This is a genomic window from Streptomyces sp. NPDC031466, from assembly GCF_055581265.1.
Genome location: NZ_JBVIJT010000013.1, coordinates 89,097 through 103,244 on the forward strand (window position 1 = coordinate 89,097; position 14,148 = coordinate 103,244).

Below are 14,148 nucleotides of genomic sequence, written 5' to 3' on the forward strand. Positions count from 1 at the left end.
CGCGGGAAAGTCGCGGGGGGCCCGGGCCGTACGCTCCGTCATATGACTGAAGACGAGACATCACGGTTTGTGCGACTGCGGGTTGAAATGGTGGTGGAGGTCGATGACGCCGGGAAACTGACGGGTGCCGCGCTGGACCGCGTCGCACAGGACGAGCGGATGCCCGCCGAGGAGCGCGCGCACGCGCAGGCCGCCGTCAAGGAGGACGTGGCGGAGGCCCTCGCCTATCTGGTGGACCCGTTCGACCTGGTCGACGAGGTCCCCGGGATCGAGCTGACGCAGGCCTCGTGGAGCAGCGAGCTGATCGACTACGACCCCGATTCGCCGGACTGGGAGGCGGACGAGGATGATGACGACGCTGACGATGAGGACGACGAGCTGGTGTAGTCGCCGGCGTGGTCGGACGAGTGACTGAAGTGCTCGGCGGCGATTCGCGGATTGGAAGATCCGGAATCGGGGACCCCGGACAGCGACCGCCGTCCGGGGTCCCGTCGTCCCGCCCCCGCACGGTGATCGTTTTCGTGTGAGCCGTCCCATGCCGCACAGTGGAGGCACGGGGCGGTTCCAGTACCGCGGACGTGGTGTTCCCCACAGTCCGCCCGGTAGTGGAACGGGACGAACCGGGCAGGACGTTATGCGGGGTTACGAGGGACTCCCGGGGGCGGGCCGGGATGTCGGCGGCATTCGGGGATTCGGCAACTATGGAGATGCGTGTGATGACGGACAGTAGGCGTCGCGGACGAGTACGTGGACGCAGGGGCCTGGCGGCCGTGTCCGCTCTCGTGGGCGGCGTGCTGGTGCTCTCGGCGTGCAACGGCGACGACGGCGACAAGGCCTCCGGCGGCAAGGAGTCGCAGAACCAGGTCGACGAGGCGGCGGCCAAGAAGACCTCCGCCGCCCAGATCAAGATCGCGCCGAAGGACGGCTCCGACAACGCCAGCATCAACAGCGCGGCGAAGGTCACGGTCAGCGAGGGCACGCTCAGCTCGGTGACCATGAAGAACGCCGACGGGCATGCCGTGGCCGGTCAGATATCGGCCGACAAGACGAGCTGGAAGCCCACCGCCCAGCTCGAACGCGCCACGAAGTACCGGATCTCGGCGACCGCCGAGGACTCCGAGGGCCGCAAGGCGCACGAGAACTCGACGTTCACGACCGTCTCGCCGGCCAACAGCTTCATCGGCAACTTCACGCCGGAGAACGGCTCGACGGTCGGCGTCGGCATGCCCGTGTCGATCAGCTTCGACAAGGGCATCACGCACAAGAAGGAAGTCCAGTCCGCGATCGAGGTGTCGTCCACCAGCGGCCAGGAAGTCGTCGGCCACTGGTTCGGCAACAACCGCCTGGACTTCCGTCCCGAGCAGTACTGGAAGGGCAACTCCACGGTCACGCTGAAGCTGAAGCTTGACGGCGTCGAAGGCGCCGACGGGGTCTACGGCGTGCAGCAGAAGACCATCCAGTTCAAGATCGGGCGCAACCAGGTCTCCATCGTCGACGCGAAGACCAAGACGATGAAGGTGACGCGGGACGGCAAGGTCGTCAAGACCATCCCGATCTCCGCCGGCTCGCCCGAGAACAAGACGTACAACGGCAAGATGGTGATCTCCGAGAAGTTCAAGGAGACCCGCATGGACGGCGCGACCGTCGGCTTCAAGGACGGCGACGGCAAGGGCGAGTACGACATCAAGGACGTGCCGCACGCCATGCGCCTGTCCTCCTCCGGCACGTTCATCCACGGCAACTACTGGGGTTCGCCGTCGATCTTCGGCCAGGCCAATACCAGCCACGGCTGCATCGGCCTCGAGGACGCCAAGGGCGCGGGCGACAAGAGCAAGCCCGGCGCCTGGTTCTTCGACAACACCATCACCGGTGACGTGGTCGACGTGCGCAACACCGGCGACAAGGTCATCGCCCCGGACAACGGCCTCAACGGCTGGAACATGGACTGGGCGCAGTGGAAGGCCGGCTCCGCCGTCTGATCCCACTCACGGTGCCGTCCCATCGGCACGGCACGGCACGGTCGCGGCCCGCACTCCGACGAGGGGTGCGGGCCGCGCCCGTGTCCACACCCGTATCCCGCGCCCGTGTCGGCACCCGTACCGCGGGCACCAACTCTCCCCTTTCGCCCCACTGTTGAGCAGATGTTCGACCATCGGCATACTTCTCTCTCCGAGGGGCGACAGCTCCTTAACCTCCAGGGGGAGACTTGCACAGACAAGTGAAGAGAGCGGGCGGGGCCACCGTCGCCGCGGCAGCGGCCGTGGCACTGGCGGCGGGCATGACCAGCCCGGCCACCGCGGCGCCGACGCCGGGCGGGCCCGCCTACCAGGTTCGGGGCGCGAGCGCCGGGGCCGGCACCCATCTCACGCTGATCACCGGCGACCGGGCCGTCCTGGACGCCGAGGGCCGCGTGGTCGGACTCGACCGGGCCAAGGGGCGCGAGCACATCCCCGTACAGGTCCGGCGCAGCGGCGGACACACGCTGCTGATACCCGCCGACGCGCGCCGCCTGATAGCCGACGGCCGGATCGACCAGCGGCTGTTCGACGTCACCGAACTGAACAAGAAGCGCAACCGCGCGGCCCAGAAGAAGGGCCTGAAGGTCATCGTCGGCTACCAGGGAGCCGCGACCGGCGCCCGCGCCGAGGTGCGCTCCGCCGGTGACACCACGGTCCGCAGGACCCTGAAGTCGCTGAACGCCGACGCGCTCACCACGCCCCGGCAGGACGCCGCCGACCTGTGGGCCGCTCTCACCAGCGGCAAGGGCGACACCCGTACCGCCGCCGCCGGCGTCCGCCACGTGTGGCTGGACGGCGTCCGCAAGGCGAGCCTGGACAAGAGCGTCAAGCAGATCGGCGCCGACAAGGCCTGGGCCGCCGGGTTCGACGGCAAGGGCGTGAAGATCGCCGTCCTGGACACGGGCGTCGACGCCACCCACCCGGACCTCGCCGGCCAGGTGGTCGCCGAGAAGAACTTCACGCCCTCGCCGGACGCCAAGGACCGCTACGGCCACGGCACGCACGTCGCGTCCACCGCGGCCGGCACGGGCGCCAAGTCGGGCGGCAGGTTCAAGGGCGTGGCGCCCGGCGCCAAGCTCCTGAACGGCAAGGTCCTCGGCGACGACGGCTACGGCGAGGACTCCGGCGTCATCGCCGCCATGGACTGGGCGGCGGCCGAGGGCGCCGACATCGTCAACCTCAGCCTCGGTGGCGGCGACACCCCCGGTGTCGACCCGCTCGAAGCGCAGGTCGACAAGCTCTCCGCGGACAAGGGCATCCTGTTCGCGATCGCCGCCGGCAACGACGGCGCTCCCGGCTCCGTCGGCTCGCCCGGCAGCGCGGACTCCGCGCTCACCGTCGGCGCGGTCGACGGCGACGACAAGCTGGCGGACTTCTCCAGCCAGGGCCCGCGTCTCGGCGACGGCGCCATCAAGCCGGACGTGACGGCTCCGGGCGTGGACATCACCGCGGCCGCCGCGCCGGGCAGCGTCATCGAGAAGGAGGTCGGCCAGCAGCCCGAGGGCTATCTGACGATCTCCGGTACGTCGATGGCGACCCCGCACGTCGCGGGCGCCGCCGCCCTGCTGAAGCAGCAGCACCCCGACTGGAAGTACGCCGAGCTGAAGGGCGCCCTGACGGCGTCCACGAAGGGCGGCAAGTACACGCCGTTCCAGCAGGGTTCGGGCCGTATCGCCGTCGACAGGGCCATCAAGCAGAGCGTGTTCGCCGAGCCGGTGTCGGTCGGCTTCGGTACGCAGCGGTGGCCGCACACCGACGACAAGTCGGTCACCAAGAAGGTGACGTACAAGAACGTCGGCAAGAAGGACATCACCCTCGACGTCACGGTCTCCGGCACCGACCCCAAGGGCCGCCCGGCCCCGTCCGGTTTCTTCGCCCTCGGCGCGAAGAAGGTGACCGTCCCCGCGGGCGGCGCGGCCGCGGTCGACCTGACCGCCGACCCCAAGCGGGGCGCCGCCCTGGACGGCACGTACTCCGCGTACGTCGTCGCGACCGGCGACGGGCAGTCCGTGCGGACGGCCGCCGTGGTCGACAACGAGGTCGAGTCCTACGACCTGACGCTGAAGCTGACCGGCCGGGACGGTGCTCCGGCCAAGGCCTACGACGTCGACCTCGAAGGCGTCAGCGGGCTCGCGAAGGACAAGTCGTACGACCCGTTCGACGCGTCGGGCACCGTCAAGGTGCGCGTGCCCAAGGGCGGTTACATCCTGAACTCCGGGATCACCGTGGACCCGGCGGACTTCACCAAGGGCACCGACTGGATCGCCCAGCCCAAGCTGAGCATCACCAGGAACACCACGGTGACGCTGGACGCGCGGACGACGAAGCCGGTGGACATCACGGTGCCGGCGGCGGGCGCGAAGATGGAGTTCGCCGCGCCGGACTTCAATATCGAGACCGCGGAGGCGGGCTACGGCTTCGGCTGGTTCCTCGACTCGTACGCGAACTTCCGCACCGCCCATCTCGGCCCGCAGATCACCGACGGTTCGCTGTTCCAGCAGTGGGACGGGCACTGGACCCAGGGTGAGGACACCGAGTACGACGTCGTCACCGGCGGCAAGGTCAAGCAGCTCGCGACCGGCTACACCCGGCACTTCAAGGCGAACGAGCTGGCCAAGGTGACGGCGCGCCTCGGCGCGTCGTCCAGCGGCAAGAAGGGCGCGCTCAATGCCATGGGTGCCATCCCGGGCAGCTCGAGCGGCTCGTCGATCGGCATTCCCCGGCCGCTGCCCACCACGCGGACGCTCTACCTGTCCACCGCGGACAAGGTGAAGTGGGGCATGACCATGGAGCAGCACGCCGGGCTCGACCCCGAGGGCTGGCCCATCGTCGACGCGGGTTACACGCTCGGCGCCGCGCAGACCTTCAAGGCCGGCCAGAGCTACGAGAAGACGTTCAACACGGCCGTGTTCGGGCCGCGTATCGGTGGCGACCTCGGTGTCTTCCGCGAGGGCAACGAGATCTTCGGCTCCCTGCCGCTGTTCGCGGACGGGGCCAACCACGTGGGCTCCTCGCTCTACACGTCCGCGAAGACGACGCTGTACCGCAACGGCACCAAGGTCGGCGAGAACGAGGACCCGCTGGTCGGCGCGCAGCCGTTCAAGGTGCCCGCGGGCGATGCCGCGTACGAGCTGAAGACGTCCGTGAAGCGCTCCGTGAAGGTGGCGGCCGCCACCACGCGGGTCGACGCGAGCTTCAAGTTCCGCTCCAAGAAGGTGGAGGGCGCGAGCCTGCCCGTCTCCACGGCACGGTTCAGCCCGGCGGTCGACCTGCGCAGCAGGGCGGAGGCCGGCAGGACCCAGTCCGTGCCGGTCACGCTCCAGGGCGCGGCGGCGGGCTCGAACCTCAAGTCCCTCTACGTCTACGTGTCCTACGACTACGGCCAGACGTGGAAGGAAGTGAAGGTCAGGTCCGGAAAGGTCAGCGTGAAGAACCCCGCGAAGGGCGAGGGGATCTCCTTCCACGCCAAGATCACGGACAAGAAGGGGAACAAGTCGACGGTGTCGATCCTCAACGCGTACTACGGCAAGTGACCTTGCCCCGTTGACGCGTCGGCCCCGGTCGGCGCGGTTCCCGCGGCGCGGCGTCGAAGGGACCGGCGATCACGTATCGCCGGTATCCGTCGGCGCCGCGTCGTGCCACCGCCCCCGTACGTCGGGTGGCCGTGAGCGCCCCGGCTCAGCTCCCGCTGCCGTAGGGCTTCGTGATGATCTCCAGGCGGTGGCCGTTCGGGTCGTCCCAGTAGACGCCCCGGCCGCCGTCCTTCGTGTTGATCTCGCCCGTGCGGTGGCCCTGCGGATCGGCCGAATAGGTCAGGCTCCGCTCCTTGACGCGCCCGAAGATCGTGTCGAACTCGTCCTCGGACACCAGAAAGGCGTAGTGGTGCGGGGTGATCGGGCCGCCGTCGCTCTCGTAGAAGTCGAGGGTGACACCGCCGGGGATCTCCACCGGCAGGAACGGCCCGAACTGTGGGCCCACCTCGAGCCCCAGGATGTCGGCGAGGAACCGCGCCGACGCCTTCTTGTCCACGGCCGGGACGATCGTGTGGTTCAACTCGATGGACATCGTGCGACCTCCTCGTGTGCCGAAAACCCGCGTGCTCCCGCACGGAACAAGACCCCGCGCGGACAGGGCCCACGCTAGGCCGGGGCACCCGGCGCCCGTATCGGTCACGGGTCCCGGTTCCGCCGCGTCCAGCGGACCAGGTCCCGCGACCGAGGCGTCTTCAGGCCACGCGGTCGTCGGGCCACGCGGTCGTCGGGCCACGAGGGTCGTCAGGCCACGGGGGCCGTCAGATCGTCGCCGCGTCGATCACGAAGCGGTAGCGGACATCGCTGGCCAGGACCCGCTCGTACGCCTCGTTGATCTGGTCGGCGCGGATCAGCTCGATCTCCGAGCCGAGCCCGTGCTCGGCGCAGAAGTCCAGCATCTCCTGGGTCTCCCGGATGCCGCCGATCATGGAGCCGGCAAGGGTCTTGCCGCCGCCGATCACGGAGAACAGGTTGAGGGAGACCGGCTCCTCCGGGGCGCCGACGTTCACGAAGGCACCCTCCGGGCGCAGCAGCCCCAGGTACTTGTCCAGCGGCAGCGGCGCGGAGACGGTGGACAGGATCATGTCGAAGGATCCGGCGAGCTGCTCGAAGGTGGCGTCGTCGCTGGTCGCGTAGTAGTGGTCGGCGCCCAGTCGCTCGCCGTCGGCCTTCTTGCGCAGCGACTGCGAGAGGACGGTCACCTCGGCGCCCATCGCGTGTGCGATCTTGACGGCCATGTGGCCGAGCCCGCCGAGGCCCACCACGGCGATCTTCTTGCCGGGACCCGCCTCCCAGCGCCTGAGCGGGGAGTACGTGGTGATGCCGGCGCACAGCAGCGGCGCGGCGACGTCCAGGGAGAGGCCGTCGGGGATGCGCAGGGTGAACGCCTCGGCCACGACGATGTGCGTGGAGTAGCCGCCGTAGGTCGGCTCGCCGTTCTTGTCCAGCGCGTTGTACGTCTGGACGTTGCCCTTGGCGCAGTACTGCTCAAGGCCCGCCCGGCAGTTCTCGCACTCGCGGCAGGAGTCGACCATGCAGCCGACACCGACGCGGTCGCCGACGGCGAACTTGGTGACACCGGGGCCGACCTCGGCGACGACGCCGGCGATCTCGTGGCCGGGCACCATCGGGAAGATGCCCTCGCCCCAGCCGTCCCGGGCCTGGTGGATGTCCGAGTGGCAGATACCGGCGTACTTGATGTCGATCAGGACGTCGAACTCGCCGACGGCGCGGCGCGGCACGGTGGTGCGCTCCAGGGGTGCGTCGGGGGCGGGAGCGGCGTAGGCGGAAACGGTGGTGATCTGCTCAGTCATACCTATGACACTGCCCTTGACCTGCGACATCACCCAGCCACCCGTTCTGCCTACGTCCAGCGGTCCTACTACTGGTGGGGTCAGGCTCCTGGGCCTACGACCCGCGACACGGGCCCACGGCCTGGGACAATGGAACGCATGGACGACAACCCCGAGGCCACCGCCGGGCACCCCAGGGGCGGCGAGGCCGTGTCCCTGGACGGCCGCGCGGAGCTGAGCGAGTTCCTGCGCACCCGCAGGGCGCGGCTCCAGCCGCAGGACGTCGGGCTGCCCAGCTTCGGGCGGCACCGCAGGGTGCCGGGGCTGCGCCGCGAGGAGCTGGCGCAGCTCGCGGGGGTCTCCGTCGCGTACTACACGCGCCTGGAGCAGGGCAACGGCCGCAACGTCTCGGGCGAGGTGCTCGACGCCATCGCGCGCGCCCTGCGGCTCAGCGACGCCGAGCACGCGCACCTCACGCGGCTCGCGAAGCCGAAGGCGGCGAAGAAGAAGCGGGCCACCCGCCAGCAGTATCTGCGGCCCGCGCTGAGCCGGCTCCTGGACTCCCTGGACGGCGTGCCCGCGTACGTCGTGGGGCGCAGGACGGACATCCTCGGCTGGAACAGGCTGGCCGCGGCGCTCTTCGGCGACTGGGGCGAGCTGGCGCCGAAGGACCGCAACTGGGCGCGGATCTGTTTCCTGGACGTACGTTCACGGGAGCTGTTCGTGGACTGGGAGCACAAGGCGTCCGACATCGTGAGCTTCCTGCGCATGGACGCGGGCTGCTATCCCGACGACCCGCAGCTGTCCGCCCTGGTGGGTGAACTCTCCGTGAAGAGCGAGGAGTTCAGGAACCTGTGGGCCACGCACGACGTGCGGGAGAAGGGCCACGGCGTCAAGCGGATGCGGCACGCGCTGGTGGGCGAGCTGACGCTCGCGTACGAGACGCTGCGGCTGCCGGACGACTGCGACCAGTCCCTGGTGATGTACCACGCGGAGCCGGACTCGGCGTCGGCGCAGGGCCTGCGGCTGCTGGCCAGTTGGGGCCGGGACGCGACGTCGGTGGGCTCGGCGGCGAAGTAGCGCGGTGCCCGACGCGGCGCGGTCGGCGGGATTTCGCGGGTGGCGGAACACCCTGCGCCACCCGCCGGGCGATTGGCTCCTAGGCTGGGAGGATGAGCAGCCAGGAGCGGCGGAAGCCGAACGAAGCCCGTGTGATCCCCCTGCGACCGGTCGAGGAGCGCCCCAAGGAACCTCTCTGGCGGGACGTCGTGGGTGACGTCCTGCGCCGTGAGCGCCTGGCGCAGGAGCGCACGCTCAAGGACGTGGCCGACGCCGCGCAGATCTCCATGCCCTACCTGTCCGAGCTGGAGCGCGGCCGCAAGGAAGGCTCCTCCGAGGTCCTCGCAGCCGCGGCCCACGCCCTGGGCCTCGGCCTCTCCGACCTCCTCTCCCTGGCCCAACGCCAACTGACCGCCCTCCCCAGCACGAGGCCGGCCAGGACGTCTTCCTGGGGCGAGGTACGACTGGCCGCGTGAGGGCGGGAGTCGTCTGTCCAACATCGCGCTGTACGCCCGCTGTTGCCCCTCGCCACTCCCAGCGTCGGAAATCCCGGCCCGAGACGGATTCGCCGGCGGCGGAGGGGCGGGGGAGGGCCGTTAGAGTCGCGTTCCCATGGAGTGGATTTCGCCGGTGAGTACGCTGCTGGGCGCGGGGATCGGTGTCGGCGCGACACTCCTGGCCGACCGGATCCGGTGGCGGCGGGAGAGCGAGGACCGCGCGACGGCGACGCGACGCCAGCTGTACGCGGAATACACGGCGGCGCTCTCCCGCATCCGTACGGCACTCCACGAATCCGCGCGGACCACGGGCGGGGCTGCCCGCGGAAGCGAGGGGTACGCACGCGAGGTCCGCGACGGTTTCCTCGCGCCCGGCGCCTACGAGATCCGCCATCAGCTGGCCATCATCGCCCCGTCGGACGTCGTAGAGGCGGCGAGGTCGGCCTTCATCGCCTTGCGCACGACGCGGGACCGCATCCTCGAAGGAGCGACGGCCGACAGCGAGGCCTATGCCGAGGCGGAGGCCGCGAACGACGCGGCCATCGCCGAACTGCGCCACGTGATGCGGCGGGACCTCGGAGTCGACTGACAGCGCCTGAGCCCCAGCCCTCGTCAGGAATGGGCGGGCGGTGGCTCCGGGAGCTGTAGGCCGTGGTGGACGACGGCGTGGGCCAGGTCGGCCAGGTCGGTCTGGCGGGAGTGGGCGTGGGCGCGGAGCAGGGCCAGGGCCTGGCCGGCGGTGACGGCGTGGCGGTAGCTGATCATGCCGGTCGCCTGGTGGACGACCGCCTCGGTCGGCAGGAGCCAGGCGTCCGTGGCGTCGTCCTCGCCGGGGACCGGAACGCTCAGGAGGAGAAGCTCGGCCGCGTGGACATGGGTGCGGGCGGTGGCCAGATCCGCGTCGGACAGCGCACCGCGCCGGTCGCGGTAGACGGACAGGACGAGGCCGGGCCGGGGATCGGCTCCCACGGGGTGGGCGACCGGGAACGCGAAGGCCGCGCGGATGCCGTGCGCGCGGGCCTGCTGGGCGTACACCGGCCAGTCGCCGGTGTGTTCCGGGTCGTCCAGGTCGGGGGCGAGCACCGCCCGCCCACGGCGGAGGGCCTCGACGCACGGCCCCTCGCCCAGATTGATCTGCAGGGCTTCGCCCCGGACGGCGAGAGGGCCGGCGGCGGCCAGGGAGACCCGCTGGGCCAGCGCCGCGTCCGCTGCCAGCGTCAGCCCGACCGAACTGGCGTGACTCAGTTCGGTCCGGCACGCGCGTACGAGACTGCTCGACGGGTCGGGGCGGTTCGCGTGCAGGGCGGCCAGCTCGGTGGCTGCCGCCCGGAACGCGGTCACGGGAGACAGACGAAGGGGGCGGCAGCCGCGTGCGCGCCCAGGCGTGTGTACATGATCGTGCTTCCGATCTTTGGCACAAACCGCCGATGCTGCCCATGATCGGAAGCCAATGTCAGGATTGCCGTACGCGGCCGAAACCACCGCGTACGCGGCGAATCATCTGCTCGGGTGCGGGCAGCCTGTCTCCCCACCGTACGCCCCCTGGCGCCCCGCGTCCGCGCCCCGCCCGTTTCCGGGCCGCCGGGTGGCCTGGTCCACCCCGGCCGGGCCCCGGCCGGGCATAGACTGACAGGGCCGATTTCCAAGTGGGTTCGGTCGGGCAAGGGGGTGCGGGCAGTGGCCGGGAGCGACCTTGCCGCCGTACTGGAGAGCCTGCGTCCGGCCCCCGGCAGCGCCGGGCTGGTCGGGGCGGATCCCGAGTTGTGCGCCCGCGCGCTGGGCGTCGACGGAGTCGCCGTCTCGGTGACGCTCGGCGGCGGGCTCGGCGAACTGCTCTGGGCCACCCGCGGCCCCAGCACCCGCCTGGAGGACCTCCAGTTCACGCTGGGCCAGGGACCGGGCCCGCAGGTGGCCGCGTCGGGCACGGCGGTCTCGGTGCCCGACCTGTCGCTCGAACCGGCGGACCGGTGGCCCGCGCTGCTGCCCGAGGCCCTGGCGCTGGGCATCCGGGCGGTGTTCTGTCTGCCGCTCGATCTCGGCGGGGCCTGCCTGGGCGTCATGACCTTGCAGCGCGCCGCGGCGGGCCCGCCGGCGGAGACACCCCTGGCCGACGCGTGGATCGTGACGAACGCGCTGACCGCCGCACTCGTCCAGGACCCCGAACCGTGGGCGGCGTTCGCCGCCGCGGCGGACACCTCGCACTTCTACCGGGCCGCCGTGCACCAGGCCGCCGGGATGATCAGCGTCCAGGCGGGCGTGGGACTGGCCGAGGCGCTGATCCGTCTGCGCGCGTACGCCTTCCGGCACGGCCGGCCGTTGAACGAGGTCGCCGAGGACGTGGTGGCCCGGCGGGTGCGTTTTGACCATGATGACGGAGATGAGCCGGGCGTTCGTGGCCGGCGGAGGGACTGAGGGCCATGACTCGAGAAGAACGCCTGCTGGCGGCCGTCATCGACGCGGTCGACACACTCGTCGACGACTTCGACCTGATCGACTTCCTGCACACGCTGTGCGCCCGCTGCACCGAGCTGCTCGACGTGTCGGCGGCGGGAGTCCTCCTGGAGGATCCCGGCGGCAGGCTCCAGCTCATCGCCGCCTCCGACGAGCACACCCGCCTGCTGGAACTCTTCGCCCTCCAGCACGAGCAGGGCCCGTGCGTGGAGTGCCACCGGACCGGCACGGCCCGGTTGAACATCGACCTCCTCTCGGCCGCGCAGACCGCTCCCTTCCCGGTCTTCGCGGCCCGGGCCCGCGAAGGCGGCTTCCTCGTCACACACGCGCTGCCCATGCGGCTGCGCGAGCAGGTCATCGGCGGGCTGAGCCTCTTCGACGCCCGCGCGCAGAACCTCTCGGCCGTCGACGCGCGGGTCGCGCAGTCGCTCGCGGACGTGGCGACCATCGCCATCCTGCAGCACCGCACCGTCGCCCACGCCAACCAGCAACGCGCGCAGATGCACGCGGCCCTGACCAGCCGCATCGTCATCGAACAGGCCAAGGGCATCCTCGCCGAACGCTGGAACACCGGCGTGGACGAGGCCTTCGACGCCCTGCGCCGCTACGCCCGGTCCCAGCAGCTCGGGCTGTCCCAGGTGTGCCGTCGGCTCATCGAGGGCCGGCTCGACACCGACGCCGTACCGCGTCCCTGACCCCTCCACCATTGGGCACACCATGGATGACCACGCCGCCGCCTGGCGCCGGATCGCCGCCGACGAGGACGGCGTCTGCCTCGCCGCGGCCGCCCGGGCCTGCGTGGCGGATCTGGAGGTCGACTGCCTCGGGCTGAGCCTGGTCGTCGCCGGGGAGCTGCGCTTCATGGCCCACGCCACCGACGAACGGGCCCGGCGGCTGGAGGACGCCCAGCTCACCACGGGCGAGGGCCCCTGCACCGACGCGTACGTGCGGCGCGCCCTGATCGAAGAGGCGGACCTGTACGAGGCCTTCGCCCGGTGGCCGGCGTACACCCAGGCCGCCGCCGCGCAGCAGGTCCGCTCAGTCACCGCGCTTCCGCTGGTCACCGGCCATCTGTGCATCGGCGCGGTGGACTTGTGCCGCGCCGCGCCCGGCCTGCTCACCGCCGGGCAGAAATCCCGGGCCGGCTCCTACGCGCGCATCCTCGCCCTGCTCGCCCTGGACGAGCACCCCCACCTGCTGACCGCCGAGCACCGCCCCACCCGGCCCGGCCCGCAGGGCTACCCGCCCAGCGTCCACATGGCGGCCGGCGTGCTCGCCGAGATGTTCCGGCTCCCCCCGGAGGACGCCCTGGCCCGGATGCGGGCGCACGCCTTCCGCCACGACCAGCCCCTGCACCAGACCGCCGACCACGTGCTCACTCATCACACCCTGGACTGATGTGCCGGCGATCCGGGCCGTGCGCCGGCAGGGCGTCCTGGACGGTGGCGAAGGGTTCGAAGAGCTTGGTGAGCCCCACGGTGTCGAGGATCCGCAGGTGCCAGGGATTCGCGCAGACCAGTGCCATACGTCCGTCACGCCCCAGGACCCTGTGCCGGGTACGGCAGAGGAGGTTGAGGGTGGCGCAGTCGAGGAAGGTCACCGGCCGCAGGTCCACGATCAGCCGGGCGCCTCGCGGTGCGGAGGCGGCATCGGTGTGCACCTGGATCTCGGCGGCGGTGCTCACGTCGACGTCACCGTGGATCTCGATCACGGTGACGCCGTGGGTGAGATGACTGCGTACGTGCCGGCTCGCGCGCGGCGGCCTTCCCGGGGCCGGGCGTTCGGGGCCCTGGCCCGTCGCTGCGTACGGATCCTGGATGTCCATGGGTTTCCTAGCGGAAGGACCCCCGCGAGGCGGGAGTTCACGATCGTGGGACCGTCACCAGGGACCGGGGCAACGCAAACATCTTAAGGAAAGCCGGGGGTGGAGAAACGTCCATGCTGACGACGGGGTCCCCCTTTGAGTGGTGACCCGCCGGGAAACGGGTTCCGAGTGAGGGCTCCTGTGGTAGCCACCGGTGCCGGAGTGCCCGCTGCGGCGGATCTACTGGTCCGCAGCCTCGGGCGCGGGAGCGACGCCGGTGGGGCAGGACGCTCCCCAGTTGGTCTCGAACGGGTCCTCCAGGCGGACGCCCGTGCCGCCGATGCCGCAGTAACCGTCGGGGTTCTTGTCCAGGTACTGCTGGTGGTACGGCTCGGCGGGCCAGAAAGGCCTGTGGTCGGCGGGGAGCACCGTCGTCGTGATCGTGCCGTGGCCCGCGGCGGTGAGGACCTGCTGGTAGGCCTCCAGGGACGCCTTGGCGCCCGTCTCCTGCCCGGCGGAGTGGGTGTAGATCGCCGAGCGGTACTGCGTGCCGACGTCGTTGCCCTGGCGGAAGCCCTGCGTGGGGTTGTGCGACTCCCAGAACAGCTTCAGGAGCGTCGCGTACGACACGCGCGTGGGGTCGAACACGACGCGGACCGCCTCCGTGTGGCCCGTCAGACCGGAGCAGACCTCTTCGTAGGAGGGGTTCTCGGTGTAACCGCCCTGGTAGCCGACGTACGTCGTCCAGACGCCCTGGGTCTGCCAGAACTTGCGCTCCGCGCCCCAGAAGCAGCCGAGCGCGAAGTCCGCGACCTCCAGGCCCTCGGGGTAGGGGCCGAGCAGCGGGTTGCCGAGGACCGTGTGGCGGGAGGGGACCTCGAATTCCGGGGTCGCCCGGCCCTTCAGGGCCTGCTCGGGGGTGGGGAGCTCGGGCGTGCGGCCGAAGATCATGTGGGTCTCTCCTCGTACGGGACCTGACAGGGGTGCGGGGACGCA

Annotated in this window: 14 protein-coding genes; 9 read left to right on the plus strand and 5 right to left on the minus strand. The window is 70.9% G+C overall.

The genetic code is table 11. The features are described 5' to 3' along the window. The first annotated feature begins 42 nt into the window (after positions 1–42). From ACZ5GP_RS29765 to ACZ5GP_RS29775, 3 genes are all read left to right on the plus strand, one after another. Positions 43–387, plus strand: a complete 345-nt coding sequence (locus ACZ5GP_RS29765) for a hypothetical protein (protein WP_468753787.1) — start codon at positions 43–45, stop codon at positions 385–387. Between the two features lie 329 nt (positions 388–716). Beyond that, positions 717–1,979, plus strand: coding sequence for a L,D-transpeptidase (locus ACZ5GP_RS29770; RefSeq protein ID WP_468753788.1), 1,263 nt, complete (start codon positions 717–719; stop codon positions 1,977–1,979). A 239-nt stretch (positions 1,980–2,218) separates the two neighbouring features. Continuing rightward, positions 2,219–5,551 carry a S8 family peptidase gene (locus ACZ5GP_RS29775; RefSeq protein WP_468753890.1) on the plus strand — a complete coding sequence of 1,111 codons (3,333 nt, stop codon included), beginning with the start codon at positions 2,219–2,221 and terminating at the stop codon, positions 5,549–5,551. A gap of 145 nt (positions 5,552–5,696) precedes the next feature. On the opposite strand, the gene ACZ5GP_RS29780 is transcribed toward ACZ5GP_RS29775, so the two are convergent. Beyond that, positions 5,697–6,083 carry a VOC family protein gene (locus tag ACZ5GP_RS29780; RefSeq protein ID WP_468753789.1) on the minus strand — a complete coding sequence of 129 codons (387 nt, stop codon included), beginning with the start codon at positions 6,081–6,083 and terminating at the stop codon, positions 5,697–5,699. A 226-nt stretch (positions 6,084–6,309) separates the two neighbouring features. Next, complete coding sequence (locus ACZ5GP_RS29785; protein ID WP_468753790.1) at positions 6,310–7,362, minus strand: NAD(P)-dependent alcohol dehydrogenase; 1,053 nt, start codon at positions 7,360–7,362, stop codon at positions 6,310–6,312. A gap of 138 nt (positions 7,363–7,500) precedes the next feature. On the opposite strand from ACZ5GP_RS29785, the gene ACZ5GP_RS29790 reads away from it, so the two are divergent. The 3 genes from ACZ5GP_RS29790 to ACZ5GP_RS29800 all read left to right on the plus strand — a co-directional run bounded on the left by ACZ5GP_RS29790 (position 7,501) and on the right by ACZ5GP_RS29800 (position 9,486). Continuing rightward, positions 7,501–8,421 (plus strand): helix-turn-helix domain-containing protein, encoded by a 921-nt coding sequence (locus ACZ5GP_RS29790; protein WP_468753791.1) that lies wholly within the window; start codon positions 7,501–7,503, stop codon positions 8,419–8,421. A gap of 92 nt (positions 8,422–8,513) precedes the next feature. Next, positions 8,514–8,876, plus strand: a complete 363-nt coding sequence (locus ACZ5GP_RS29795) for a helix-turn-helix domain-containing protein (RefSeq protein WP_468753792.1) — start codon at positions 8,514–8,516, stop codon at positions 8,874–8,876. A 154-nt stretch (positions 8,877–9,030) separates the two neighbouring features. Then, positions 9,031–9,486, plus strand: a complete 456-nt coding sequence (locus ACZ5GP_RS29800; protein ID WP_468753793.1) for a hypothetical protein — start codon at positions 9,031–9,033, stop codon at positions 9,484–9,486. 23 nt (positions 9,487–9,509) lie between these two features. On the opposite strand, the gene ACZ5GP_RS29805 is transcribed toward ACZ5GP_RS29800, so the two are convergent. Beyond that, entirely contained in the window at positions 9,510–10,238 is a 729-nt protein-coding gene (locus ACZ5GP_RS29805; protein ID WP_468753794.1) for a GAF and ANTAR domain-containing protein, read from the minus strand. A gap of 336 nt (positions 10,239–10,574) precedes the next feature. Here ACZ5GP_RS29805 and ACZ5GP_RS29810 point away from each other — a divergent pair, with 336 nt between their 5' ends. Genes ACZ5GP_RS29810 through ACZ5GP_RS29820 form a run of 3 tightly spaced genes read left to right on the plus strand, consistent with a single transcriptional unit; the run spans position 10,575 to position 12,746 of the window. Beyond that, positions 10,575–11,309: a GAF and ANTAR domain-containing protein gene (locus ACZ5GP_RS29810; protein WP_468753795.1), complete on the plus strand. Its 735-nt coding sequence runs from the start codon at positions 10,575–10,577 to the stop codon at positions 11,307–11,309. Positions 11,310–11,314: 5 nt separating this feature from the next. Continuing rightward, positions 11,315–12,043 carry an ANTAR domain-containing protein gene (locus ACZ5GP_RS29815; protein ID WP_468753796.1) on the plus strand — a complete coding sequence of 243 codons (729 nt, stop codon included), beginning with the start codon at positions 11,315–11,317 and terminating at the stop codon, positions 12,041–12,043. Positions 12,044–12,065: 22 nt separating this feature from the next. Further along, entirely contained in the window at positions 12,066–12,746 is a 681-nt protein-coding gene (locus ACZ5GP_RS29820; RefSeq protein ID WP_468753797.1) for an ANTAR domain-containing protein, read from the plus strand. Here ACZ5GP_RS29820 and ACZ5GP_RS29825 read toward each other — a convergent pair. Both ACZ5GP_RS29825 and msrA read right to left on the minus strand, forming a co-directional pair. After that, on the minus strand, positions 12,724–13,173 hold the full coding sequence (locus tag ACZ5GP_RS29825; protein WP_468753798.1) for an STAS domain-containing protein: 450 nt from the start codon (positions 13,171–13,173) through the stop codon (positions 12,724–12,726). The genes ACZ5GP_RS29820 and ACZ5GP_RS29825 overlap by 23 nt on opposite strands. Before the next feature lie 219 nt (positions 13,174–13,392). Beyond that, positions 13,393–14,103: a peptide-methionine (S)-S-oxide reductase MsrA gene (msrA, locus tag ACZ5GP_RS29830; RefSeq protein ID WP_468753799.1), complete on the minus strand. Its 711-nt coding sequence runs from the start codon at positions 14,101–14,103 to the stop codon at positions 13,393–13,395. Positions 14,104–14,148: the final 45 nt, after the last annotated feature.